At 45.6% G+C, this 21,057-nt stretch carries 17 protein-coding genes; 10 read left to right on the top strand and 7 right to left on the bottom strand.

Annotation, left to right across the window (positions count from 1 at the left end; all coding sequences use genetic code 11):
- Positions 1-162 precede the first annotated feature (162 nt).
- Positions 163-585, bottom strand: a complete 423-nt coding sequence (locus D0A37_RS18840; RefSeq protein ID WP_242716621.1) for a hypothetical protein — start codon at positions 583-585, stop codon at positions 163-165.
- A 422-nt stretch (positions 586-1,007) separates the two neighbouring features.
- Here D0A37_RS18840 and gnd point away from each other — a divergent pair, with 422 nt between their 5' ends.
- Entirely contained in the window at positions 1,008-2,462 is a 1,455-nt protein-coding gene (gnd, locus tag D0A37_RS18835; protein WP_242716619.1) for a decarboxylating NADP(+)-dependent phosphogluconate dehydrogenase, read from the top strand.
- Positions 2,463-2,556: 94 nt separating this feature from the next.
- On the opposite strand, the gene D0A37_RS18830 is transcribed toward gnd, so the two are convergent.
- Complete coding sequence (locus D0A37_RS18830; RefSeq protein ID WP_242716617.1) at positions 2,557-4,041, bottom strand: alpha-amylase; 1,485 nt, start codon at positions 4,039-4,041, stop codon at positions 2,557-2,559.
- A gap of 346 nt (positions 4,042-4,387) precedes the next feature.
- Between D0A37_RS18830 and D0A37_RS18825 the strand changes: the two genes are divergently transcribed.
- Both D0A37_RS18825 and arfB read left to right on the top strand, forming a co-directional pair.
- Positions 4,388-4,858, top strand: coding sequence for a restriction endonuclease (locus tag D0A37_RS18825; protein WP_242716615.1), 471 nt, complete (start codon positions 4,388-4,390; stop codon positions 4,856-4,858).
- A gap of 72 nt (positions 4,859-4,930) precedes the next feature.
- The gene (gene arfB, locus D0A37_RS18820; protein WP_172187556.1) at positions 4,931-5,344 is read left to right on the top strand and encodes an alternative ribosome rescue aminoacyl-tRNA hydrolase ArfB; all 414 of its coding nucleotides are present in this window, start codon (positions 4,931-4,933) and stop codon (positions 5,342-5,344) included.
- 185 nt (positions 5,345-5,529) lie between these two features.
- Here arfB and D0A37_RS18815 read toward each other — a convergent pair whose 3' ends face one another.
- The 3 genes from D0A37_RS18815 to D0A37_RS18805 all read right to left on the bottom strand — a co-directional run bounded on the left by D0A37_RS18815 (position 5,530) and on the right by D0A37_RS18805 (position 7,535).
- Positions 5,530-6,246 carry a GUN4 domain-containing protein gene (locus tag D0A37_RS18815; RefSeq protein WP_242716613.1) on the bottom strand — a complete coding sequence of 239 codons (717 nt, stop codon included), beginning with the start codon at positions 6,244-6,246 and terminating at the stop codon, positions 5,530-5,532.
- A gap of 232 nt (positions 6,247-6,478) precedes the next feature.
- Positions 6,479-7,051, bottom strand: a complete 573-nt coding sequence (locus tag D0A37_RS18810) for a hypothetical protein (RefSeq protein WP_242716611.1) — start codon at positions 7,049-7,051, stop codon at positions 6,479-6,481.
- Positions 7,052-7,322: 271 nt separating this feature from the next.
- A complete protein-coding gene (locus tag D0A37_RS18805; RefSeq protein ID WP_242716609.1) occupies positions 7,323-7,535 on the bottom strand; it encodes a hypothetical protein in 213 nt (70 codons plus the stop codon).
- A 1,067-nt stretch (positions 7,536-8,602) separates the two neighbouring features.
- Between D0A37_RS18805 and D0A37_RS18800 the strand changes: the two genes are divergently transcribed.
- The 6 genes from D0A37_RS18800 to aroF all read left to right on the top strand — a co-directional run bounded on the left by D0A37_RS18800 (position 8,603) and on the right by aroF (position 14,921).
- Positions 8,603-11,248 carry a Sll1247 family protein gene (locus D0A37_RS18800; protein WP_242716607.1) on the top strand — a complete coding sequence of 882 codons (2,646 nt, stop codon included), beginning with the start codon at positions 8,603-8,605 and terminating at the stop codon, positions 11,246-11,248.
- A 187-nt stretch (positions 11,249-11,435) separates the two neighbouring features.
- Positions 11,436-11,690 (top strand): type II toxin-antitoxin system RelN family antitoxin, encoded by a 255-nt coding sequence (locus D0A37_RS18795; RefSeq protein ID WP_242716605.1) that lies wholly within the window; start codon positions 11,436-11,438, stop codon positions 11,688-11,690.
- 266 nt (positions 11,691-11,956) lie between these two features.
- Positions 11,957-12,580: a Holliday junction branch migration protein RuvA gene (gene ruvA / locus D0A37_RS18790; RefSeq protein ID WP_190742029.1), complete on the top strand. Its 624-nt coding sequence runs from the start codon at positions 11,957-11,959 to the stop codon at positions 12,578-12,580.
- A gap of 234 nt (positions 12,581-12,814) precedes the next feature.
- Positions 12,815-13,084 (top strand): 30S ribosomal protein S15, encoded by a 270-nt coding sequence (gene rpsO / locus D0A37_RS18785; protein WP_242716603.1) that lies wholly within the window; start codon positions 12,815-12,817, stop codon positions 13,082-13,084.
- Positions 13,085-13,179: 95 nt separating this feature from the next.
- Positions 13,180-13,653: a PAM68 family protein gene (locus D0A37_RS18780; RefSeq protein WP_242716601.1), complete on the top strand. Its 474-nt coding sequence runs from the start codon at positions 13,180-13,182 to the stop codon at positions 13,651-13,653.
- 206 nt (positions 13,654-13,859) lie between these two features.
- Entirely contained in the window at positions 13,860-14,921 is a 1,062-nt protein-coding gene (gene aroF, locus D0A37_RS18775) for a 3-deoxy-7-phosphoheptulonate synthase (protein ID WP_242716599.1), read from the top strand.
- A gap of 90 nt (positions 14,922-15,011) precedes the next feature.
- Here the strand turns inward: aroF and D0A37_RS18770 are convergent, their stop codons facing one another.
- Entirely contained in the window at positions 15,012-17,612 is a 2,601-nt protein-coding gene (locus D0A37_RS18770) for a dynamin family protein (protein WP_242716597.1), read from the bottom strand.
- 84 nt (positions 17,613-17,696) lie between these two features.
- Here D0A37_RS18770 and D0A37_RS18765 point away from each other — a divergent pair, with 84 nt between their 5' ends.
- The gene (locus tag D0A37_RS18765) at positions 17,697-20,165 is read left to right on the top strand and encodes a hypothetical protein (RefSeq protein ID WP_242716596.1); all 2,469 of its coding nucleotides are present in this window, start codon (positions 17,697-17,699) and stop codon (positions 20,163-20,165) included.
- Positions 20,166-20,243: 78 nt separating this feature from the next.
- Here D0A37_RS18765 and D0A37_RS18760 read toward each other — a convergent pair whose 3' ends face one another.
- A complete protein-coding gene (locus D0A37_RS18760) occupies positions 20,244-20,963 on the bottom strand; it encodes a DUF2786 domain-containing protein (protein WP_242716595.1) in 720 nt (239 codons plus the stop codon).
- Positions 20,964-21,057 lie beyond the last annotated feature (94 nt).

Genomic DNA, 21,057 nt, shown 5'->3' with positions numbered 1-21,057 from the left:
ATTTTTTGGTTGAGTACGAGAGATATAGGAAGAAACCCGGTTTTTGGGATTCACTGCGTGGCGAGAAACCGGGTTTCTACGACAAGTTTTGGTTGAGTACGAGAGATATAGGAAGAAACCCGGTTTCTGAGATTCTTGTGCCTCCGAAAAGTCGATCGCAAATTATCTCCCCGTCAACGTATCCGCATAAGGATCGGGCAAAGCTTGCTGCACTTCCAAAAGCGACAAAGCATCCCCACTCAACGGTTGGCTAATCAAATTTTTTTTTAGCCCATCCCCCTTGCGATCTCGCTCTTGCAGCTTCAGCAATTCCTCTTGATAAACAGCAACAATTCGCCCTAAACTCAGCACCAAATCATCCCAATTATCATCTCCCACCAACTTCTCAGAAATTCCCTCAAATAACTCTCCCGCTTGCCTTTTTTGAACATAAGCTTTCAAAAGCTTTCCCGACTTTTGCAAAACGGCCTGATAAATATCCCCATCAGACCACCACAGCCCCTGTTGACTCAGTAGCCAAGTCAAAATATACTCGCGAGCGTGTTGCTCCTTCACCCAGGCCGCGAGATACTGCAAATCTTCCATAGTTACAACAGTCTCCTCAATTTTCCTTAAAATGTCCGCTTGTTTGTATCTACCGTTACCGCGATCGACATAATACCTGCCTTATCATCACCTACCCGCGTCATTAATATCGCTTAAATCTTAAAAAAACCCTACTGATTCACCAAACATCAATTTTTAGAATATAAAAATACACTTAAACTGACATCTTGCACCACGATCGACAACACGCAAGATGCCTGTGAAGCAAAGAGTAAATTTTCTTGTGCGGTGGGCATCCTGCCCGCCCGTGAAAGACTGATTCACAATGGTGCAAGATGTTAGCTTAAACTTCATAGGTCTATTGTCCGATACTTTTAGTCCACCGGAAAGCGGTACACCCCGCCTCGCTTTCCTCTCTCGCAAATCAATCCTCAAGCGGGAACAACCAGCGGGTTATTAGCATGACAAAGCAAAATTTTGGTTTAATCGGTCTAGCAGTGATGGGCGAGAACCTCGCGCTCAACGTCGAAAGCAGAGGCTTCTCCGTGGCTGTATACAACCGCACAGCAGCTAAAACCGACGAATTCATGGCCAAACGCGCCCCCGGCAAAAACATTGTAGCCGCCAAGACTCTGACAGAATTCGTCGATGTCCTAGAAACCCCGCGCAGAATCTTAGTCATGGTGCAAGCTGGGAAACCCGTAGATGCAGTCATCGACCAGCTCAAACCCATGCTGTCACCGGGCGACATGATTATTGACGGCGGCAACTCGCTCTACGACGACACCGAACGCCGCACCAAAGATTTAGAATCGATGGGACTGGGATTTGTCGGCATGGGCATCAGCGGCGGCGAAGAAGGCGCGCTCAACGGTGCTAGCATGATGCCCGGTGGCACCCGCACTGCTTACGGCCTACTAGAGCCAATTCTCATCAAAATTGCGGCTCAAGTAGATGATGGCCCCTGCGTCACATTCATCGGCCCTGGTGGCGCCGGCCACTACGTGAAAATGGTTCACAACGGCATTGAGTACGGGGATATGCAGCTCATTGCTGAAGCCTACGATTTGCTCAAAAACGTTGCCGGATTGGAGGGCCAGCAGTTGCAGGAAGTTTTTGCCGAATGGAATACCACAGACGAACTCAACTCGTTTTTGATTGAAATTACGGCTAACATTTTCAAGTACAACGACCCGGAAACTAAGCAACCTTTAGTTGAGGTAATTATGGACGCAGCGGGCCAAAAAGGTACCGGCCGCTGGACTGTAATGAGTGCTTTGGAATTGGGCGTGAGCATTCCCACAATTATCGCTGCTGTGAATGCGAGAATCATGTCTTCTTACAAAGACGAGCGCGTCAGAGCTTCCGCAGAACTGACGGGGCCTAGTGGCAAGTACGAAGGCGATACTAAAGAGTTTGTGAACAAAGTTCGGGATGCGCTTTACTGCTCGAAGATTTGCTCCTACGCGCAAGGCATGGCACTTTTGAGCGCGGCATCGAAGTCGTACAACTATGACTTAAGTTTGAGCGAAATTTCCCGAATTTGGAAGGGTGGCTGTATTATTCGGGCTGGATTTTTGGACAAGATTAAAACAGCTTTCAATGACGATCCCGATCTGCCGAATTTGCTGTTAGCGCCGGAGTTCAAACAGAGCATTCTCGATCGCCAATCGGCTTGGCGAGACGTGTTAGCTACTGCTTGCCAACTGGGGATTGCAGTGCCAGCATTTAGCGCCTCGCTAGACTATTTCGACAGCTACCGGCGCGCTCGATTGCCACAAAACCTCACGCAAGCTCAGCGGGATTATTTTGGGGCTCACACCTACGAACGCACCGACAAACCGCGTGGCGAATTCTTCCACTCAGAGTGGACGCAAGTTTCTGAAGAGTCGCTGCAAACCGGTAGTGGTGATTAATTAATTTTTGTAGGGTGCGTTTCGGCGCACCTTATTAATTTTTGTAGGGTGCGTTTCGGCGCACCTTACAGATAGAAAATCAGATTACTGGCAACTAATCTTTTTCCTGAACCCACACGGATACTGAACCGCCTTGACAGCGAAACTCGCCCCACCCCCACTCGTTAGTAGAAACAGGTTCCTGAATATGCCCTGTTAAATCCACAAACTTAGCATGAGGTTTACCAACTTCCATCCACTTGAAACCCTCCGGGCCGTCACTCATAATTACTGCCATTGCTTGTGGATGCTTCCCGTTGCCCAATCTCGTCCAGCCAATGGTATTCCAATGATCGAAATAGTCATATTGAGGGCCGTAGGCGAAGTGTTTGCGAGCATGGAGAAACTTGTCAATTAGCGATCGATGAGACGGCCTAACAATCTTATACCGATTGCCATCACGCCCCCAATCTTCATATTCTGCACCGTAATAATCGCCGTAGAAAACGCAGGGATAACCTTCTCTTCGCAATAGAATAATCGCATAAGCAAGAGGTTTAAACCAGGGTTCTACCACAGATTCAAGTGCTTGCAGCGGTTGGGAGTCGTGGTTTTCGACAAACGTTACTGCATGAGCCGGTTGCTGCTGCATCATTGTACCGTCTAAGATGCGGCGCATATCGTAGTTACCGCCCTGTTGGCTGGCGTAATGAAAGTTGTAATGCAGCGGCACATCAAAAACTGACATTTTGCCCTTAACTGAACCGACATACCAGTGCAGGATATCGATATTTGGTGCCCAATACTCACCGACAACAAACAAATCTTTGCCAACATATCGCTCCATTTCATCCAACCATTCCGGAAAAAACCAAGACGATATGTGCTTGATTGCATCTAAACGGAAACCGTCGGCACCTGTTGTGTCGAGATACCACTTACCCCAGCGTATAATTTCATCTCGTACCCCTTGATCCTGAAAATCCAGATCGCACCCCATCAGATATGCAAAATTGCCATTTTCTAGGGCAACATAGTCATCAAAAATTCTCCCTTCTACCAAATAGACTGTGCTGCGATCGTCTTTATTGTATTCGTTGTAGTCTACTGCGTCAAAATGCCACCAGTGCCATTCAAATTGGGAATATTTACCTTGGCGTCCGGGAAAGTTAAAATGGGTGTAGCTTTTGATTTCTTGCAATCCACCTTTGGGATTTAGCCGATTGTTTTGAGGATAAGGAGTTGCCTTAAATATCTCTGCTGTATCTGCACCAATTTTGTGGTTGATAACTACATCGGCATATACTTGGATCTGAGATTTGTGCAGGGCTGCGATCGCCTCCACATATTGCTGCTTAGTACCATATTTGGTGCGAATTGAACCTTTTTGGTCGAATTCTCCCAAATCAAATAAGTCGTAAACCCCATATCCAACGTCGCTTTTGCCACCAATTCCTTTGTAAGCTGGCGGCAGCCACAGTGCGGTAAAACCCGCATCAGCCAATTCTTTCGCTTGATTTTTCACCTCATCCCACAGGGTTCCTCGATCGGGAATGTACCAGTGGAAATATTGCATCATCGTGCCGTTGATATCTGCCATTTTGCACCCTTGCCTTGAGATGATACTGACAATTTAAACCGATCTTAGGCTACAGCATTGCCCATTGTCACTGTATCCGCCGTAATTTTTCGTAAACCTAAGGTTTGGGTGTGATTAAAGTTTTGTTACAGTTCTAAACTATAACATCCCTTGACTTTCACCTGGCTCTTTGAACCATACTTGAACTTGAGTGCAGACAAAAAGCCCCAGTCCAATATCGGGAATCTAAAAAAATCAGTAAGTAAGATCACACTGTGCTTGTGATCTTACTTGTGATCTTAGTAGATAACTATACTGAGCAAATCTGCTACCATCATAACTACTCCTTTTAAAAAAATGTAATTTTATGAAATCTTTTATTGGAAGAGCCGCTGCCGTTTTGGGTGTGATTGCGACATCGGTATTGGATACAGTGAAAGAAGAAGAGGAAAAAAAGCGTTTATTAGACAGTGGTATTCTGGAAGTGGATGAAATGACGGGAAAAGAGTTTGAAAATTTTCTAGAGGTTCATTTTATAAACTTTGGTTATACTGTTACTTTAACTCAAGATAGTCAAGATTATGGGGCGGATTTAATTTTATACAAAGATGGATTAAAAACTGTGGTTCAAGCGAAAAGAAGCAAAAATACAGTTGGGATTAAAGCAGTTCAAGAAGTAGCAGGAGCCGTCAGACATTACAAAGGAAATAAAGGCAGAGTCATCACCAACAACAGATTTACCGAAAATGCTTACAACCTTGCTGAATCTAACGACATAGAGTTATGGGATCGAAAAAAACTCATCGAATTCATCCTGACAGCTAAGAAGTGTAAATAATTGATCTACCAAAGTAAGTTATATATAAAAGATGCACTGCTTTCCCAGTATCTTTAATCTCACTGATGAATCATGCTACAAATTTCTAATACAGTGTTCATAGACGATCGCGAAATCGAGATTAGTGCGATTCGCTCTCAAGGCGCGGGGGGACAAAATGTAAATAAGGTGGCGAGTGCGATTCACTTGCGCTTTGATATCCCAGCTTCCTCATTGCCCGATCGCTACAAGCAGCGTTTGTTGCAAATCAACGACCAGCGCATCACCTCCGAAGGTGTGATTGTCATCAAAGCGCAGGAACACCGCAGCCAGGAACAAAACCGGGAGGAGGCTTTGAGACGGCTGCAAGAACTCATTAAAAGTGCGATCGTCATACCGAAAAGGCGCAAACCCAGCAAAGCAACTCGTAGTTCCCAGCGCAAGCGTCTCGATAGCAAAACCAAGCGAGGCCAGATTAAAGCTCTGAGAGGGAAAGTCACGGATTGAGCGATGAAAGGTCGATCGGGCTTTTTGACTTTTTATTTTGTTCGCCTCGTTGATAATAAGGCGTTGCTGATTTAGGGTATGAAAGCCTAAATATGCAAGTCATAGAAACCAGTATCCACAAAACTTCGGGATTTTCAAGTTATTTTTTTCATACCCTGATTAAGCAACGCCAGCCCCAAAACCATTCACTTCAACCAGGCACGGTGAGCCATCAAAGCGGCAAAAGGCTGCACTCCCCGCAACTGATTCGACAGCGGCAAATGACCCCTAGGCGCGCTCAAATCCCAAATAAACTCTTGCGGATACCGCGTCCAATTATTCCCCTTCTTCCAGCCAATTAGCGGCCACAACTTATCCCAATTCTTGCCCGAACCGAGCCAAATTTCCCGCTGCACCGAAAAGCCAAATTTGCCTTCGGAATGAACTTTCCACAGCGTATTAATTGTTTGCAAATCCGCCACCGGCAAACTCTCAACTTGCGTAAAATACAGCCACTTTCTCATGGAAGCTGTCTCACCCGCTAATTCACAAAGCTTCTCTAAAGTCAAGCGATCGGCTTCTTGAAATTCCTGTAACGCCAATAATTGTTGCAGCGGAGTGTAATCAACGTTAGAGTCCGATCGCAGCGGCACAACCCCAGTTGGAAAATTCGCTTGCAAAAACTCCGTCGCTCTCGGAGAATTAGCACTGTAAAGAATTTGGTAAGCCTTACCCATTACCGCAGTCGGTGCATCCGACTTGCGCTCTAATAAAAATTCCATCAATACATCCCAACCGGAATCTGCTATTTGTTGTTGCAGCAGTTGCAGTTGAGTTTTTTCCGAACCAGACCTCAACTGAGAGCGGAGTTCGGCTGTATCGGCCGCCGAGTCTAGAGGAGAAGTAGAAATCGAGTCAGTCATGAGAAACAATCAGCTATCAGCTATCAGCTATCAGCTATTAGCTGAAGCCCTGGTTTTCCCCCATTGTACAATGGTACTGACTCCGATTTACTTCTCTGTACTCGGATGCCTGCACGCAACGCCGCCTAGTTTAGCCTCACACCCGCCAACTCTTCGTCAATGGCAGCAAGAGCAAATCAGTCTACCATCTGAAATTTACGATCGATGCCATGTCAAAGAGTTTTTCTTGAACCTAGTCGTCCACGATCGAAACCCATGCAGAGAACGAAGGCGGAAAAAAGTTTATATCATATTCCGACTCTTCCCACTCTTTGACCCACAGCGGGACGGCGCCGGGGCGAGGAGTTGCTGCAAAGGTGCGTTCTTTAACTTCGATCGAGTGAAATAGCTGTTTTAAAGTATCTCCCCGATCCAAAGCTTCGCTGAGAATGTCGTCCAACTCAGGATCGACACGTTTGACGCGGTTTTTGTCCTCCTCCAGCCACAGAAGTTTCAAAGACTTCAGATCTCTCGGACTGAGGATGCTCTTGTAGTACACGCGCTTAAGGGTCGCTACGGGCTCCAATGAGCGTTCGATCCGGCGAATTTGCTGAACTCGCAGGTAGTGCCATTCCGCTAAACGCTTGCTTTCCGAAGGCGGGAGGGTGCCCTTCCCCGCTGCGTGTTTGTAGTCGTATTTAATCAAACTGCAAGCCATATTGGCCAGCAGGTGAATCAACTGTTTTTCTTTGGGTGTTGCCTGACGCCGTTCCTGGGTTCTTGTCAATACGCGCTGTCTGCGGGTAGTTTCGAGAGTATTTTCCATTGGGTTTTTACGAGATGAAATACGATTGTGCCAGATCCAAATCCCGAACATCAGAAGGTAAGGAAGTTGATAGGCGGGAAACTCCACCGACAGACTCGCCTTACCTATTTATTTTCCCATCCACCGTTCTCTGAAACTGATCCCCACCCCTGGGATTAGGTAGACTGATCTTGGGATCGAGTTTTAACTACCTCGATCAGAGGCCGTTGGGACAACAAGCACCACAACTACAACCACAACCGCATCAGAGCGAACCATACAATAGCGCCAATTATTTCCTGCCTTTACTACCCGTTTTTACCTCTTCTGCCTCCCCATCCTCATTCGTTCCAGTGTAGTTAAAGTCGGGACGACTCTCCCAAGCCGTCAAACTGCTGGCTGATGAATGTTGAGGGGCGATGGCTGAAGCGTTGGCGCTGCCTGCCTGGAAAAAGCCGAAGCCAGCCGAGGCAATTACCCCTAATACTAAGATGCTGTTTTTCATGTTCGATGACCCTGATTTCCCTAGATTGACACTTTTTGGCTAACCCGATCTGTCAGAAATGGGTTGATGCAATAGCCCACTTGTCTTCTGATAAATCTGCCTGCCATAATCAATTCAGACAGGCACACCCGCTTGTGATCGGAAACGCCGGAAGTGACGTGTTACTAACGTCCACGATCATCCATCAACCCGAATTTTTTGGGTAGTGGAGCGAAAGCCATCAGGGCGTCGATCCATCAGGGAGTTATGCCATCAGGGTGCTAATCCATCGGGTAGTTAAGCCATCAGGGCGCATCTTCTACAATTAACCACAGACTTAACTTTTATAGTTGAGTAAGTGGTTAGCCTGGTACTGACAAAGCCTTTAAGAATTAAACTTTTTGTGGATGCCTCCTGAAAAGTTTGTTCTTAGGAATCCCCGAAGGCGAAAGCCCGGGGAAAGTCAGCAGCATGGAATTCCATGCAATCTAAGTCAACTAAAAAAACGCAGATTAACGATATCTCCCACTCAAGCAGTCCTCAGCAAAACGCTGGGGTTTTTTATTGGCAGCCATTCCTCAGCGTTTTTCTCCGGCATCCGGCAGGCGGATCTGTCTGAAGGCAGAAGGTTGACGGCGCTGTGGTTAGGAGTTTCCCTGCCAACATCATACCACCGGGTGAATTTTAAAGTATTATTGTAAAAAAATGTGAAAGAAACGGCGTTTTAGGGTTCTCAATCCGATCGAGTGAAAATTCATCTAATTATGTGAACGAGTGTAAAAAATCAAGTGCGGCACTACGATTCAGCCGATCGTAGGATTTGGGGCGAACGCTTGCAAAGATACGGTAAAGATTGACGAGGATAAAGCTGAGCTAGTAGACAATAGAGAAAGAGGTACAAAAATTTTCTACCATAGTAAGGCCGATTCAAAAAAAACAATGCAAATGCAACCGGCAAACTCCAAACCCTTATTGAATAAGTCATTCGCCCATCTAAAATCTAAAATTTAAACTCTAAAAGGGTATAAGCTGGCCATAATTGCAATTTGTAACCTTTCGATCGCACAGCATAGGGGCGTAAAATCTTGATGAATTCCCAGATGACAGCAGAAGTCAACTCAACGTACCAATATCAAGTTGGAGGATATTTGCCTGCCGGGGCGCCCACCTATGTCAGGCGATCGGCAGACAGCGATCTCTACGAAGGACTCAAAGCCGGTGACTTCTGCTACGTGTTGAGTTCGCCCCAAATGGGAAAGTCCAGCCTGCTAGTGCAAACGGCCAAAAGGTTGCAAGCCGAAGGTACAGTTTTTGCTGCCATCAAATTGAGAAGCATCAGCAGCCCAGATATCTCCCCCCAAAAGTGGTATGCGGCAATCATGTACCGCATGGCAAGCAGTTTACACTTCACAAACAGGTTTGATGCCATCAAGTGGTGGAACGATCGCGAACTGCTATCGCCGGTGCAGCGATTGGAGATATTTATCGAAAAAGTTTTGCTCAAGTCACTTCAGCAAAATCTGGTAATTTTCTTAGATGACATTGACAGCATCAGCAGCCTAAATTTCAGTACCAGCGATTTTTTTGCTTTGATCCGGGCTTGTTACTCCAAGCGGGCAGAGCAACCGGAATACAATCGCCTGACTTTTGCTGTTATGGGAGTAGCAGCCCCCTCAGAATTGATCCGAGATCCAAGATGCAACCCTTTTAATATTGGACGGCAGATTCATTTAAGTCGATTCCAACTGCACGAAAGTTTGCCGCTAGCAAAAGGATTAGCCCTGAAAGCTTTTCGCCCCCAAAAAGTGCTCCAAGAAATATTAGCTTGGACGGGCGGCCAACCGTTTCTCACTCACAAACTTTGCCACTTGGTACTTGAATACGGGCCTTTTATTGGCAGAAATTCGGAAGCTCAGCAGGTTGAAAAACTAATCAAACACAGAATTATTAAAAATTGGGAAGAAGAAGACGAACCGCAACATTTGATACCCATACGCGATCGCATTTTCCATAGCCACTGCGACCTCACGCGGCTGTTAACGGTGTACCAGCAAGCTTTGCAACCGGTCAAGGCAACAAAACCGGGGGAATCGCAGGGACTACCAGCAGAATACTCTCCCGAAAAAATCGAATTGCAACTGTCAGGACTGGTGGTTAAATCTCAGGGTAAATTAATAGTTGCCAACCTAATTTATCAGTCAGTTTTTAATCGATTTTGGGTAGAAAAAGAGCTAGGAAAATTGGCTCCGTACCGCTCCGCGCTAGAAGCATGGCTGGCTTCAGACCGCGAAGATGAATCGCTGTTATTGACAGGGGAAAGTTTGCAGTCAGCTTTAGATTGGGCTGCGAACAAACAATTAAGCCAAGAACACTATTGGTTCTTGAATCCCGATCGAACTTTGGGGGAACAACCGACAGTCGTTGTCGCAGAAGTTGCAGACAGCAGCGTAGACACAGATGCAGACAGCATCCTCACCCCGCCCTCACAGACGGTTCCAAGTGGCAGCAACGAACAGACATTGTACGATCACATCGTCTCCTGCGTGGAAACAGAATCCCCCGCACAGGTGATCGAGCGGTTCCGAAAGCTATTTATCGACGGCATGGGCTATCCCGATCGAGAGATTGAAGCAACTTTGTACAGTATAGTCTCCGTCAAGCGATTGGATCAGCACTTTAAATATATCCTCCACCGCTGCTGCTACATCCCGATCAACCGCTGGCAATTGCAATCACACAACCAGTTCGCGATCGCAAATTTAGTAGCTTTATTTAAGCAGAGTTCTCCCCGATTCGGGACGGAATTTTACATAGTCAAGCGCTTGCAAGAACAAATAGCTTTCTTTACTAAAAGTGAAGAATTTCAGACGCTAGAGCGCTTAGTAAAAGCCTTAGATAGAGAGGCGGAACCGCAGACACAAGATACAGATTCTCCTTTGGGCGAATTGATCTGTCGGTATCCTTATTTGTACGGGTATTCTCTGCTGAGCAAGGGCAGCATTGAGGAAGACCAACAAACCATTCAAAAACTGGCATTTCAAAGACAGCGACAATTTGAAACACATTTGTCTCAATATTTAAATTATTTGGTTGAGCCGAGAAATACAGAAATAGGAATTGTGCAGCGAGCTGCTAATCCCACACTTTTGAACGATGCAGAACTGCACTTAGCGGTCAGGGAATTTGCCGGAAAAGTAGCAGGCGATCGCAGCTACAAAGAAGAGGCTCAATTTTTCCTGAGAGATGCCAGAAAAACTCCATCTTACGCCTCATTTAAAAGGGATTTATATGAATATTTAATATCCTCGGTTGAACCAGAATACGGCGGGCGTCAATTTAATGACCGTTTGTACAAACAAATCAAAAATACATTGCGAGAAAATGACTCCGTGAAATTCAATAATATATTGTTAGCGGGAACTTGCCACCAGTTGTTCAACTTCTTAGTAGTGGAAAATGCCCAACACCCCAGCCACTACGTTTTTTACGATTTGGTGTACAACCTCGGTGCCAGCAGGACAATGGGTTTACTGCTCAAACTGGTACTGCTTTCGGGCAAAGTTAAACCAGAGTTGGAAAAGCGATTTTCTATTTTGTTTAATCACTATGAAGGTAAAGCTTCTAATGAAATTATGTGGTTTGTCAAATCCTTGGAAAATTTCAATGTGGCTTTGGTTGTGAATTTTGGTAAGACGGATTTGTCTTTGGTTAAACAGCATCTTATTTTGAATTGATATCAATTCCGGTGGCATCGGCATTATTGTTGACTGTTGACGGGCGGGTCGAAAAACTGAAGGGTTGAGTGTTAACTGTTGACTCGATTTTCTTATCCCGATGCAACCGGAAACGATATGACAAAAACAAAGTTTTTCGGGCTGCCTTATATAATAGTATTAACTCAAAAAAATTCAGGTAAAACACATGAAAGCCTTTGAAGTCACAGGAACGATCGACGAAAAAGGTCAATTAATTCTCGATCGACCTTTAACACTAGACACTCCGGGCCCCGTGCGAATTATCGTCCTTCTTCCCGAACCTACAGATGAAGCTGAAGACGACCCCGACGATACTCCAGTTGCAGAAGTGAAAGCTAGTCTCAAAAGGGCATTCCAGGAAGCCAAAGCCGGACAGCGAATACCTCTTTCTCAAATGTGGGAGGGCATCGATCGATTTTAGATTTTAGATTTTAGATTTTAGATTTTAGATTTTAGATTGTAGATTTTAGATTTTAGATTTTAGATTTTAGACGATCGCACGATCGATCAACTTCAATAGCCGTCGATCGTACTTTTGTTAACCATTTACTCAAAATCCGTGAAGCGAAGCTATCTTCCCGCAGGAGTTCCCGAAGGGTAGGGAATCGCACAAATATTAGCCTCAACTCCATCCGCAACATCATCGCCGAGTTTGATGAAAGCCAACAGCGGTGTATTATTAACTCTATGATTAGCTATCTCAAAGGCACAGTCGCCGATATCGCCAAAGGCAGCAACCGCGTCATATTGACTCTGGAAGTCAATCAAATCGGCTATGAAATCCAAATTTTGCCCCGCGTGACCGGTCAATTGCCAGCATCCGGCGAAGTCGCCCAAATTTTTACCCACCAGCAAGTTAAGGAAGACCAAATCGTATTGTACGGTTTTGGCAGCGCGGCAGAACGCGATTTGTTTCGGCAGTTGACGAGTGTCAGCGGTGTGGGTGCTCAACTGGCGATCGCACTTCTCGATACTTTAGGATTACAAGATTTAGTCCAGGCGATCGTCGGCGGTAACACCCGCATCCTCGCCAAAACACCGGGCGTGGGTACAAAAACCGCAGAACGTCTCGCCCTGGAACTCAAAAGCAAACTCTCGGAATGGCGACAGCAAGCAGGTTTGACAACTTCAGTCGCCGCCGGAGTCCCCCCAGCTATTCAAGAAGAAGTCGAGATGATCCTGCTGGCGATGGGATACACTGCGGCTGAAGTCTTGCAAGCGCTGCAAACCCTCAGTCAAGACAGCACTTTGTCCGCCAAAGGTGATGCGGATGATTGGATACGTGAGGCGATCGCCTATTTGAGCCGATAATCGCCTACAACATCTAGCCGCCGGGAATAAACACCCAGGACGGGCGGGACGCCCATCCCACAATTTTTTTTCCTGTGGGATGGGCGTCCCGCCCGTCCTAAGTATGTTTGCAATTCAAGTCTATTCTGCTCAAAAAACAAACCCATCCTTGGCAAAAATTTTATCGTTGTTATGCTTCCCCTGTGATAACATAGGAGATTGTGACAATCGTACAAAAAAAACTAAAATCAATTCATGGCTCTTACACAACAGCGCAAACAAGAAATCATGGGCGACTTCCAAACCCATGAAACCGATACAGGCTCAGCAGATCTCCAAGTCGCCATGCTGACCGATCGCATCACCAAACTCAGCGCCCACCTGAAAATCAACCAAAAAGACTTCGCCTCCCGGCGCGGTTTGATGATGATGATCAGCCGCCGCAAGCGCCTGCTAGCATACATCCAAAGGGAAAATGTCGATCGCTACAAAGCATTGATTGCCCGTCTAGGCATTCGCGGCTAAACACTAAAGCCAAAATTTGCGACAATATTCTTTAATCTTGGGCAAACACCAAGACTTATTGAAAAATGTTCGAGATTTCAGGTTAGAGATAAAATATGTCCTCCGAACCACCCCGCAAGCGCTTGCCCTTTGAACCGGCAACGAATCGTAAAAAAACGCCTAAAAAGCCCCCAGAACCCCAAGCAAGCCTAGCCTTAGAGTCGGATTCTGCCGACAAGCAGCCGAAAGCTAAAAAAACCGGAAAAGAGTCGCAATCCATCCCAGAAGTAGTCAGCCAACGCATGATATCCCGCATAGCGGTATTCTGTGGCATACCTACCCTATTGGGAATTTGCACATTTTTTGTCAGCTATTTCGTAGTCCGCAGCGGCTTGTTTGATTTGCCCAACACAGCAGTATTGCTGGTAAGCATGGGCTGTTTTGGTCTAGGCGTTCTGGGATTAAGCTACGGAGTCCTCTCGGCTTCCTGGGATGAAGAAGTTTCAGGAAGCACTCTGGGGTGGGAAGAATTTAATACCAATTTTGGACGGATGCGAGAAGCGTGGCGCGCCGCGAAGCCAAAAAGTTAGTCATTAGTCATTAGTCATTAGTCATTAGCTAAAAACTAAGCTGTTAACCATTAGCGAGTTAGTATTTGGGGAGGGAACAAGAACCCGCCCCACAACAATGCTAAAAATACTGATATAAATAGATTCTCGATCGCCATTGCATCTATTTTTCTCAGTGCATCAGAGTCATCATCCGTTTCTAGCCCAACTAAAAAGGCAAAAAAAATATGATTATTGTAATGAAAGCCGGCACTCCAGAAGCCGAGATCGATCGACTAGACGAAGAGCTCCGCACTAACTGGGGTTTGACACCAGAAAAAATCGTCGGCCGTTACAAAGTTGTCATGGGTTTGGTAGGCGACACCGCCGAGCTCGAACCGATGCAACTGCGCGAAATGAGCACCTGGATTGAGGAAGTGCTGCGCGTGGAAAAACCCTACAAACGCGCTTGTCTGGAGTACCGCCAAGGAGAAGCCAGCACAGTAGAAGTTGCTACTCCTTTAGGAAATGTGATGATTGGCCTGCATCACCCGATCGCGATCGTAGCAGGCCCTTGCTCGGTCGAAAACGAAGAAATGATTGTGGAAACGGCAATGCGGGTCAAAGCTGCTGGAGCTCATTTTCTCCGTGGTGGCGCGTACAAACCGAGAACTTCCCCCTACGCTTTCCAAGGCCACGGTGAGAGTGCTTTGGGATTGCTAGCTGCGGCGCGGGAAGCTAGCGGTTTGGGAATTATCACAGAAGTTATGGATGCGGCCGACTTAAGTGCGATCGTAGAAGTAGCCGACGTGATCCAAGTCGGGGCGAGAAATATGCAGAATTTCTCACTCTTGAAGAAAGTCGGAGCTCAAGACAAACCAATTTTGCTGAAGCGCGGCATCTCCGCCACCATTGAAGAATGGTTGATGGCTGCTGAGTATATCATGGCTTCTGGCAATCCGAACGTGATTTTGTGCGAGCGCGGAATTCGCGGGTATGACAGGCAATATACGCGCAATACGCTAGATTTGTCGGCAGTACCAGTGTTGCGGACTCTGACTCACTTACCGATTATGGTTGACCCGAGTCACGGCACCGGTTGGGCGCAGTTTGTACCGTCAATGGCGTTTGCTTCGATCGCCTCTGGTACAGATTCGCTGATGATTGAAGTGCACCCGAATCCGAAAAAAGCTTTGTCTGACGGGCCGCAATCTTTAACACCGGATCAGTTCGACAAGTTGATGGAAGAATTGGCCGTTATTGGTAAAGTCATGAACCGTTGGCCGCAACCGGTGCCAGTTTTGGCGTAGAAATCGCGGTCATAAGTAGGTCATTGCCAAAAAAACCATAGTATTCACAAGGTACTATGGTTTTTTTGCGCTTACCCGTTACTCATTGAATTAGCGGGCACTTTGATTTAAGATTGTTTGAATTTGATTTTGTACTTGTTCGAGTTCTCGACGTTTGTCAGCCAGCCACACTTTTTGGGACTCGCAGTCTGCTTGATTTTGGCGATCGCGCTTTTCCTGCTGTTCTAATAAATTCTCCCACAGCGAGATCGCTTTTGACATCGCATCGCTATTCGCATCAGCGCGATCGTCAAATACTGCAATAATTCTTTGTTGTACCTTCTCAAAAATAGACTCTGCCGATTCGCCAAATTTCTCAAAGCCTAATTCACAAACTTTTTCCTTAATCTGAGCTTTAACAGCATCGCCATCTAAAAAACTCAAGCCCAAACCGCCACCAGCACCAGCGGCTAAGCCACCCAAAACAACTCCTATAAAACCAAGTCCTGTAAAAAATAGCAACGCAGCACCAACTGCTGCACCAATTCCTAAACCCCCAAAAAATCCACCATCCTCAATCTCGCCAATTGATGAAGCTATTCCGCTTCCACTGCTGCCAATTCCGCCTAAGCTACCTGCTGTTGCTAAGTTATTGAATTGAGCGACAAGGCTAGTGCTGAGTTGCTGGTCAAACTGTTGAAATTCGTGCCGTATTGCAGAAATATCTTCACCGATTTGGCTGTCTAGCACTCCCATATTTTGTTTTAAAATAGACTGTACTTTTTGATTGCCCCAGTCATCAATTTCTTCGGTGATGTCTCGTACAAATTGATCTGCATAATCTTTAGTCAACTTGTCTTGACTCATGATGTGTCCGTGTTGGGAAGTCCAGCGATGACTTTTTGATAGCAGGCGTTGTCCCACTTCTTCCGCCCATTCATGCCAAGATTCAAGAGCTTCTTCTAAAGATTGCTCCATCAATTCATTAGCTAATAATCTAATTTTAACCTCGCGACCGCTTACTTCCGCCATTTGTTCAAATATTTTTTGCTTATCTCCTTGATCAACTGTCAATTTTCCCTCTAACATTTCCCGCCATTGATTCAATTCCTCACAACCGATGTCAATAATTTGCTTAATTCCGGTGGCGGACTGCCGAAGTGCGATCGCCCCGCGTTCAACTGTCAGAAACTTCTCAACCGAATCAGTAAAACCCTGAAAAGATTTTAGATAATGATCATTTTCATTGCCTGCTAAAATCGCTTCCAATGCAGATTGAGCAGAAATAAAATGAATCCGGTTTTCACCAGCAATCAAATTTTGACTTGTAACAATCGTTTCCACCCTTTTTCGTACCTGCTGGCGACTCTCTTCGCGCCGCAGCAAATCGAAAAAATTAACTACCATAAAAATATTACTCGCGCCTTCGTTATTACCATAATTTAGTTCTTTTCTCAAGTACAAAAGCAGTTCCCGCTCTTTCTCCGTTAAAGCATTTTGAGCATGAGTTAAGAAAATAACCGCATCAGTTGTTTTGAGGACCTTTTGGGTGACTAATGTGCGTTCGGCTTGTTCGTTTAATCCGGGAGAATCAATAATTTCTACCCCATTGCGACACAACTCTAATTCGGGATGTTCAAAAACGATTTCGGCAATTTCCGATTTAGCAATTTCATCGGCATAAGAACCATAAGCCGCTTGTTCCGAAATCGAAGCTTTCTCTTGATATTGTGCAGGTGAAATTTCTTCCTCCCGTCCATTGTGGTAGCGACAAATAACCCGGCGCTGCGAACCATATTTCAAAATAGTCACATTACCACTACAGGGAATATCGCGCACTGGTTGGATTTCCTCACCAAGTAAAGCATTTAGTAAGGTTGATTTGCCTTTACTGAATTCGCCGACAACAGCAACGCGAAAACATGGAGATTGCAATCTTTGAGATACTTTCGTTACTTCTTCTGCTAAAGTAGGAGATAGCACGTTGCGATCGATTCCATTTTGGAGAGTTAAACCTAGTTTTTCACAAAGAGCATTCAGTTGTTGCCGATACTCCTGAAATTTTTTCAACTCCTGATAGGACGAAACTGATTGCTTTTGATTTGTTTTGTGTTTCGGTTTGGCTGGTAAATGTCCGATAATGTGACTGGCAGCACGGACAAACATAGAATCGAGAGATTGAAATTGCGCTGCATCTAGTAACAAGTGGAGTTCTGTTAAAGCTGCTGTATCGCTTATTGCTTGACTGCTAAAACTGGCTTCCAAAACAGTCAAAAATCGCCCAGCGATTCCGAGTTTGTTGGCGACAATCGTCAAATACTCTTTTTCGCGTTTATCTATTGTCCCATCTGCCGCCGACATTTGATACCCAAAACTAATCAGCAGCAGTTTTTCCTCCTCAGAAAAACACGCTGTCAGCGCCAGCAACGCGGTCAATTTCTTGTAAACTTGCTGTTCCCGCACGCTCTTAACCATCGGCATTACCAATGGGCGCAAATTGTTGTTAGCGGGAATAAGTTCCGTAAAAGTTGTCCGCAATCGCTGCGTTTCCTCAGCACTTACCGTACCGTCGGCATGAATGACTCCCAGCAATACCGTCACCAATCCCGCCAGAAAAAGCACGGGCGGAGTAATATCATCTTTTCGTAGGTTTTGCCCTGTCAGTCGGGAAATAAGCTCAACCGTTTGCGGACTAATTAGCGAAGTGTCCATTTGCCGCGCCTTTAGATAATTTTTTTTATTGAAACTATCATAATATATTAGTTATTCTGTGGATTGGTAACACGGTAAAAATTGATGATGAACTTTGTATTTCCCCCGGCGGTACAGGCTGCGATCGAGGCTGGTAAGTACGCACAAGTGTTTACATCTGCTGGAGTGCCGATCGGCATGGCGAGAGATGCAGCGACGGGAGAGTTCGTCGCCCATGCCCTGGGCGCGGCCCTCAACAACAGCCCGCTATCGCCGTTAGTGTCTCCCGTGCAGCTTGCTATGGGCGGATTGCAGATGTACCAAACGCAAATGGGCTTTCAAGCCGTCCAAGCCAGTTTGGGCGTGCTGCAAGCGACAACAGCCGTCATTGGTGTGGGAACTTTCGCCGGGGTAGCCTTGTCAGCGGTGAATTTGCACCAGACATTGAAACTAAAAAAAGCGGTTGAGAGGCTGGAAGTTAAAGTAGAAAATGGTTTCATCAATTTAGAACAACTTTTGAAAGGTCAAGGCGCGGAAATTAAGCAATTAATTTCAGAAGTGGTTGCAGATATAAAATTTGAGAACCATCGCCTAGTCTTAGTGCGGGCTTACGGGTTATTTAATCAAGCGATTCAACGAATGCGATCGGCTTTGCAAATTCAAGACATTAACCGTCGCAATGCTGAAATTGATGCAGCGCGGGGGATGTTGTTTGAAGCTTTAGCAGACTACAGAAATCCGCATTTATTAGAAGAAACTTGTGCGGCGGGACAGTTGCGTCGGTTAGAGTGCAGTTGGGCGATCGAGCAAAGTATTATCGGCACGTATCAGGTGCAAAATGAATTTGGTGCTGCGGGCGATCGCATCTCTCAACTACAACAACAAATCCGTCAAGATGGCTTAACAGTAATTGTCGGCTGCGACTCAGACGACGAACTAGATTTTCTCTTCCCAGAAATCACGCGAATTCACAATCACGATTTAGCCGCATTAGACATTTGGCTTAATCAGATTCAATGGACGAAAGCTTTGTCACCAAGTGAATTAAAACAGTTACAAAGTGCTGATTTCAGTCAATCCAACTTAGCTGTTATTGGGGAGAAAAAGTCAGGTACAACAGCTTTAGCAATACCCGATGAACAGTTATTTTATGAAAATTTGCGACCGAAGTCTCATTTTTATGCGCTTCGCACTCAACTGGAATTGATGCTAGATCGGCAGCGGCGTGAAAAGTATGAAAATTATATTATTGAGCAAGGGGAAAGAGCGGGTCATAAAACTTTAGTATCGTCGAATTTGGAGAAAGCCTCTGATTTGGCTGTTGCTAATCTCTTTTACTATTTCAGAGTCCGGGATGAATCGGAAGACGAATTAGAATTAGAGTTCGATGAAACTACGACTGATACTGCTACCATTGCGGCGGAATCTTCCGCAAGCGATCGTGTCAAGCAGAAAAATCCTGAAACAACAGAAGCCTCGCTCGAAGAGGATTCGCAAGCTATAAAAAAATTTGGATTGACTCCTGAACAAACCAGAATCATGTTCAGCTATCACTACCACTTGGTGCAAGCCGATATTGACAATCAATCAAATAACGACATTAAAAACACCCTTAAGCAAGAGTTTTTACGCGGTTTCCAAGGTGATATTGACAATCAATCAGAGCCCATTAAAAAAATCCTTAAGCAAGAGTGGTTACGCAATTGGGAAAATTCAACCACACTGTTTTTGAACAGCCAAATTGCACCTGAAACTCCACACAACAGTTCATTGAACTTAATTACTGATTTTGAATCCCTCAAAAATTCGGTAAAATCCCACCTCATCTCTCCGGGAAATCAATTGACTCGGTATCTAATTTTATTAGAAGTAACACTGTTTCAACCCTATTACCCATTAGGCGATAGTCGTGATGAAGCATTCAAAGATTTAAAACTTGAACAAGAATACACCGAAAAGCTCAGGTATTTTGCTAGAACACTAGACATAGATCCAGATTGTGTTCTCCGCTTTAAGTCCAACTACAAAGAAGCCATCAAAGGAATTAAAGGCGGCATAAATCCTTGGTTACTTGGTACAGTCGGAGCCGTTGTGTTAGGAGTAGTAGGTATATTTGCTACACCATTAGTAGTAGGTTTACTTGCACCGATACTAGCACCTGGTTTATCAGGTGCCGCCGCAGTATCCGCCGTTTTAGCCGCACTTGGAGGAGGTGCGATCGCCGCCGGTGGCATGGGAATGGCTGGCGGAATGGCCGTAATTGTTGCTGGCGGTTCAATTCTCGGTGCTAGTGCGGGAGTTGGTGTTGGCGCTTTATTCAGTCAATCTCCCGACACCGCTTTAATCCAAGCAGCCAAGTTAGAAGTTGTGATGCGCGAGATTGTTGTCATTCAAAAAGACATCCGCAAGGCTCAAGAAATTCTAAAAGAACAGCGCCTCGCCATACGCTCCATTGAAGATCAACTAGACGAGCTACTTCTGAACCAGCAAAAAAATCACAAAGAAATCGAAAATCTCAAAAGAGCGATCGAGTATTTGAAGAAAGCACTCGAAAGAAATCAAGCCTTAATGTAGCAATAATTACGCACTACAGACAAAATAACCCTAGTTTATTACACCTAGGAAGCTGATTTTCACGACCGCACGCCCTAGTCAAAGACTTTCATTAAGTTGTTTCATATCCCCTTGCGGCTGCACTTGCTTGTGCAAACTAATTTTGTCGCCCACTTCATACCCCGAATTAAAACCCGCCGCGCTGCTGACTTGAGAACTACTTCTGGTTTTAACTTTAGCCCCTCGGCCCTCTAGATAATCCGCGATCGCCTGTTGATTTCTCTCAAACATCGATCGCACTACAATCCCTGGAGTCGCCGCCACATCCCCCGAACCCGGAATCCCCGACTCTTCCATCTCCTGTTTTTGTTCCAACAATCTTTGTCTCAACCTCGTCGCGCATCCAACCCGAAAAGCATTCAGATACGCCAATCCCCTCCCGTTTCCTTTGCGGTATTTAGCCCTTTTTTCAATCGCAGAACTCAAATACTCGTACAGATGTTTGCAAACAATCAGGTTAGTAGAAGTTCCCACCAAAAACATACTGCCCGTATAAGTATTTCGCATGGCTTCGCACCCGTTAGCGTCGGCAATTCCCGAAAGCAGCATCATTTTCCAAGTGACAAACTTCGATGTTGTTTCAACAGAGTTTTCGTCAATCTCTTCTTGGTGATTTGGCCCTAAATCCGCGAGGCTGAGATTGTACTGTGCCAGTAAAAGGGAAGCTTTTTCGGCCGCCGCAGTCGATTCGTTTTCATTGGATGAGGTGGCGAGGGCTAAAAGCTTTTTGATTCTTTCGACAATACTTGTGTCTGCCATTTTTCAATCAATTTTAGGGTGAGAGTAAGCGGTGGCAAGGATTCGGCGATATTCTCATTTTAGTATAGCTGGGAATGTGCGATATTTTTTGAGG

Origin of the sequence: Microcoleus vaginatus HSN003, from assembly GCF_022701255.1 — a bacterium.
Lineage (GTDB): Bacteria > Cyanobacteriota > Cyanobacteriia > Cyanobacteriales > Microcoleaceae > Microcoleus > Microcoleus vaginatus_B.
The sequence above is the reverse complement of the archived record's forward strand: the minus strand, read 5'-3'. Positions and strand labels throughout refer to the sequence as shown.

Excerpts from the sequence above, each read along its gene's own strand:
- D0A37_RS18840 (WP_242716621.1), bottom strand. The coding sequence starts at position 585 with ATGGAAGATTTGCAGTATCTCGCGGCCTGGGTGAAGGAGCAACACGCT.
- gnd (WP_242716619.1), top strand. The coding sequence starts at position 1,008 with ATGACAAAGCAAAATTTTGGTTTAATCGGTCTAGCAGTGATGGGCGAG.
- D0A37_RS18830 (WP_242716617.1), bottom strand. The coding sequence starts at position 4,041 with ATGGCAGATATCAACGGCACGATGATGCAATATTTCCACTGGTACATT.
- D0A37_RS18825 (WP_242716615.1), top strand. The coding sequence starts at position 4,388 with ATGAAATCTTTTATTGGAAGAGCCGCTGCCGTTTTGGGTGTGATTGCG.
- arfB (WP_172187556.1), top strand. The coding sequence starts at position 4,931 with ATGCTACAAATTTCTAATACAGTGTTCATAGACGATCGCGAAATCGAG.
- D0A37_RS18815 (WP_242716613.1), bottom strand. The coding sequence starts at position 6,246 with ATGACTGACTCGATTTCTACTTCTCCTCTAGACTCGGCGGCCGATACA.
- D0A37_RS18810 (WP_242716611.1), bottom strand. The coding sequence starts at position 7,051 with ATGGAAAATACTCTCGAAACTACCCGCAGACAGCGCGTATTGACAAGA.
- D0A37_RS18805 (WP_242716609.1), bottom strand. The coding sequence starts at position 7,535 with ATGAAAAACAGCATCTTAGTATTAGGGGTAATTGCCTCGGCTGGCTTC.
- D0A37_RS18800 (WP_242716607.1), top strand. The coding sequence starts at position 8,603 with ATGAATTCCCAGATGACAGCAGAAGTCAACTCAACGTACCAATATCAA.
- D0A37_RS18795 (WP_242716605.1), top strand. The coding sequence starts at position 11,436 with ATGAAAGCCTTTGAAGTCACAGGAACGATCGACGAAAAAGGTCAATTA.
- ruvA (WP_190742029.1), top strand. The coding sequence starts at position 11,957 with ATGATTAGCTATCTCAAAGGCACAGTCGCCGATATCGCCAAAGGCAGC.
- rpsO (WP_242716603.1), top strand. The coding sequence starts at position 12,815 with ATGGCTCTTACACAACAGCGCAAACAAGAAATCATGGGCGACTTCCAA.
- D0A37_RS18780 (WP_242716601.1), top strand. The coding sequence starts at position 13,180 with ATGTCCTCCGAACCACCCCGCAAGCGCTTGCCCTTTGAACCGGCAACG.
- aroF (WP_242716599.1), top strand. The coding sequence starts at position 13,860 with ATGATTATTGTAATGAAAGCCGGCACTCCAGAAGCCGAGATCGATCGA.
- D0A37_RS18770 (WP_242716597.1), bottom strand. The coding sequence starts at position 17,612 with ATGGACACTTCGCTAATTAGTCCGCAAACGGTTGAGCTTATTTCCCGA.
- D0A37_RS18765 (WP_242716596.1), top strand. The coding sequence starts at position 17,697 with ATGATGAACTTTGTATTTCCCCCGGCGGTACAGGCTGCGATCGAGGCT.
- D0A37_RS18760 (WP_242716595.1), bottom strand. The coding sequence starts at position 20,963 with ATGGCAGACACAAGTATTGTCGAAAGAATCAAAAAGCTTTTAGCCCTC.